Genomic DNA, 4,039 nt, shown 5'->3' on the forward strand with positions numbered 1-4,039 from the left:
CGTTATTGCAGGCGGCGGCAGGATTGCCTTTCGAAAAGCGAAAACCCTTGATGGAGAACGGGCTCATATCACTTTTGTTGCTCCTGATTTTACAGACGATATCATTCGTCTTGCCCATCAAAGAGGGTATGAGCTCATTCAGCGGGAAGCGAAGCCTGAGGATTTTAAAGATGCTTTTTTATCGATTCTGGCCACAAATATCCGTGAAACCAACCAGCAGCTGGCGAGGTCACTGGATTCATGTCAGCTTGTCTGTGTTGTTGATGAAGCAGGAGACGGAAATGTCATTTTTCCGGCAGCTGTCAGGCGCGGACCGCTTCAAATCGCTGTCACCTCGAATGGCGCAAGCCCCAAGCTGACCCGGATGATAAAAAAACAGCTGGATGAACAATATGATGAAAGCTGGACGGGATATTCAGAATTTCTGGCAAAATGCCGTGAACATATTAAAAAACTTTCTATCCACCCAGCTGAGAAAAATGACCTTCTCGCCGAATTGCTGGATGACCGCTATCGTCTGTCTGAGGAAGAGCGGGAAAGTAAATGGGCATATCTGTCCTCATTAAAATAATCAACTTCTCAACCGTGTCCTCACACACGGTTTTTTATTTTGTTTATTGTGCAAATCCACTATGGTACATTGATAGTAACAATACAGGAAGGCGGCGGGGAATGTGCATTTTTTATCCCATGAACTTGCTCAGGGAATAGTGGAGCGGACTATGAAAATCCTGAGCAAAAACATAAATGTTATGAACGAAGAAGGCGTTATTATCGGTTCAGGTGAAAAGGAAAGGATCAATCAGGTTCATGATGGAGCTCTGCTGGTCCTGAAAAAAGGGGAAAGTGTGGAGATTGATGAAAGAAGTGCCGCCGAGCTTAAAGGGGCCAAGCCTGGAATCAATCTGCCCATCCGTTTTCATAATCAAATTATTGGTGTAGTCGGCATAACGGGGGAACCTGAGCAAATCCGGAATTTCGCAGAGCTTGTTAAAATGGCAGCAGAACTGGTTTTGGAGCAATCGTTTCTTCTGGAGAGAGTACAATGGAAGCAGCGCCTCCAAAGTGAGATAGTGAACCTCCTTATTTCTGAAGAACCCTTAAATGAAGCGTGGTTAGAAGAGAGAGCCGGCTTCCTGGGGTATGACCTGAAAATCCCGAGAACCGTCATTGTGCTCAAGCTGCACGAAGACCTTGGAACCATGAATCAAAAGCTGATAAATGACATTCATTTTGAATTGGGAAAACAGGATTTAACAGGGGTTACGTTCAATAATGAAATTGTCATATTAAAAGCAGGGGAGCCCTCAGAACAAACCGCTGCTTTAAAGAGGATTGCCGGCCTTTCAAAGAGGAAAGCAGCAGTAGCTAGTGGCAGCACATCGGAGAACATAAGCGGCTTGAAGTCCTCCTATCGGCATGCGCAGCAGCTGACTGTCCTTGGCCCAAAGATTCATCCTGACGCCGATTATTACAGTTATGAAAAATACTGGCTGGAAATTAAGCTATCCATGCTCGCCCAAAAGGAAGAACATACATTTTCCTACTATGACCGGCTCCTTGTCCAGGATAAAAAAGGGGAACTGGCACATACGCTTGATGTTCTTATAAGAGAAGGAGGAGATCTTGGCAAAATAGCGGATCACTTATTTATCCATCGCAATACCCTGAGATACCGTCTTGATAAGATAACAGAACTTACTGGAAAAGACCCGCGTAATGTGAAGATGCTCTTCGAACTTTATGTGGCAAAATTAGTAAACGACCTACAGTAATTGTGCAAATGCACAATTAATAGAGAGATCTATTCGTTTTTTTTCATCATCATTCACGATGTAATAGAAAAGGCAAACGCTTACAATAGATTCATAAGCAAATCATCAGGGGAGGGCTATATGTGGATGTAACTGTAAGCGCTTTAGGAGCAATAACAGCCTTAGTCATTGCCATACTATTAATCTTGAAAAAAGTTCCGCCTGCTTATGGAATGGTTGCAGGTGCTTTAATAGGCGGCTTAGTCGGAGGAGCAGATATTGCAAGCACTGTTAATTTAATGATGGAAGGAGCAAAAGGCATTATACCGGCGGTGCTCAGAATCCTGGCTGCCGGTATTTTGGCAGGTGTGCTGATTGAATCTGGTGCGGCTTCCTCGATTGCCGAAACAATAGTAAAAAAGCTGGGAGAAACCCGAGCGCTTCTAGCCTTAGCGGTGGCAACAATGATCCTGACAACGGTCGGTGTATTTGTTGACGTGGCAGTCATTACCGTATCACCCATTGCTTTAGCTATCGCGAAACGGGCAAAGCTTTCCAAAACAGCCATTTTGCTGGCGATGATTGGCGGGGGGAAAGCAGGGAACATCATGTCACCCAATCCAAATGCCATTGCAGCATCAGACGCATTCGGTGTTCCGCTTACTTCAGTTATGGCTGCTGGAATCATCCCGGCCATATTCGGACTTGCTGTTACCTATTTCATTGCAAAGAAACTTGTAAATAAGGGTTCTGCTATTTCAAATGATGATGTGGAAGTAAACAGCCATACAAAGCTTCCACTATTTATTACAGCCATGATTGCGCCGCTGGTTACCATTATATTATTGGCGCTTCGCCCATTATTTGATATTAATATTGATCCGATGGTGGCACTTCCAGCCGGGGGAATTATCGGGGCGATTGCGATGAAGAAGACAAGGAAAATCAATGAGTATGCTATATCCGGTTTAAACAAGATGTCAGGCGTTGCCATTATGCTTCTTGGAACAGGAACCCTGGCTGGAATCATAGCAAACTCAAGCTTAAAAGATGTGATCATTAATGGATTAACCTCTTCAGGTCTTCCAGCCTATCTGCTGGCCCCTGTCTCTGGTATTTTTATGTCTGCTGCTACGGCATCTACTACTGCAGGTACAGCAGTGGCAAGCGGTGTGTTTGGCAGTACAATTTTAGGATTAGGAGTATCAGCTCTTGCAGGCGCTGCCATGATCCATGCGGGAGCAACCGTACTGGATCATTTGCCTCACGGAAGCTTTTTCCACGCAACGGCAGGAAGTGTCAATATGGATATTAAAGAGCGCTTGAAGCTGATGCCATATGAATCGCTTATCGGATTAACTCTTGCAGTCATCTCTACACTTATTTTTGGAGTCTTTAAGCTTTTTGGCTAATAGAAAGGGAGAGGATCAAATTTGAAAATCGTGATTGCCCCGGATTCATTTAAGGAAAGTTTATCGGCACTTGAGGCTGCGAATGCCATTGAAAAAGGTTTTAAATGTATTTTTCCCGAAGCAGAGTACAAAAAAATGCCGATGGCTGACGGCGGAGAGGGAACGGTCCAATCACTGGTGGATGCAACGGAAGGTTCGATCATAGAGCGGACTGTTACAGGACCGCTCGGGGAGCCTGTTCAGGCATTCTTTGGATTAATGGGGAATGGAAAGACTGCAGTCATTGAAATGGCAGCTGCATCAGGCTTGCATTTGGTTCCTTCAGAAAAACGGAACCCCTTCATTACATCAACCAGGGGAACAGGAGAGTTAATCGCAGCCGCAATGGACTTAGGCGTCCAGCACATTATTATTGGAATTGGCGGAAGTGCTACAAATGATGCAGGAGCTGGAATGATTCAAGCCTTAGGCGGTAAACTTCTTGACAAAACTGGCAGTGAAATTGGACCAGGCGGAGGGCCGCTTGCACAGCTGGCAGCAATAGATATGTCAGGTCTTGATTCAAGGCTTCGAGATGTCCATTTCGAAGTGGCCTGTGACGTTGATAACCCTTTGACCGGTCCAAGAGGTGCCTCCGCGATCTTTGGCCCTCAAAAAGGAGCGACACCTGAGATGGTTGAGCTGCTGGATCAGAATTTAGGGCATTTCGCAGATGTGGTCGAAAATACCCTCGGCAAACCGTTCCGCCATATTGAGGGGGCAGGTGCTGCCGGAGGAATAGGCGGAAGTCTGCTTGCCCTATTAAATGCAGACTTAAAAAAAGGGGTCGAAATCGTCCTTCATGCCGTAGACTTTGAAAATGAGGTTAAGAAT

The 4,039-nt window shown here is 45.4% G+C and carries 4 protein-coding genes; all 4 read left to right on the forward strand.

Going from position 1 to position 4,039, the window contains the following annotated elements; translation table 11 throughout:
• Window positions 1-571 (forward strand): NAD(P)-dependent oxidoreductase (locus tag ACEQ1T_RS25470; protein WP_370225345.1); only part of this gene is annotated, 571 nt, incomplete at its 5' end.
• A gap of 103 nt (window positions 572-674) precedes the next feature.
• Window positions 675-1,775, forward strand: coding sequence for a sugar diacid recognition domain-containing protein (locus ACEQ1T_RS25475; protein ID WP_370225347.1), 1,101 nt, complete (start codon window positions 675-677; stop codon window positions 1,773-1,775).
• 122 nt (window positions 1,776-1,897) lie between these two features.
• Window positions 1,898-3,166: a GntP family permease gene (locus tag ACEQ1T_RS25480; RefSeq protein WP_370225349.1), complete on the forward strand. Its 1,269-nt coding sequence runs from the start codon at window positions 1,898-1,900 to the stop codon at window positions 3,164-3,166.
• A gap of 21 nt (window positions 3,167-3,187) precedes the next feature.
• Window positions 3,188-4,039, forward strand: an 852-nt coding sequence (locus ACEQ1T_RS25485) for a glycerate kinase (protein WP_370225350.1), incomplete at its 3' end; no start/stop codon positions are given.

This window comes from Cytobacillus sp. (assembly GCF_964223445.1).
Classification (GTDB): Bacteria; Bacillota; Bacilli; order Bacillales; family Cytobacillaceae; genus Cytobacillus.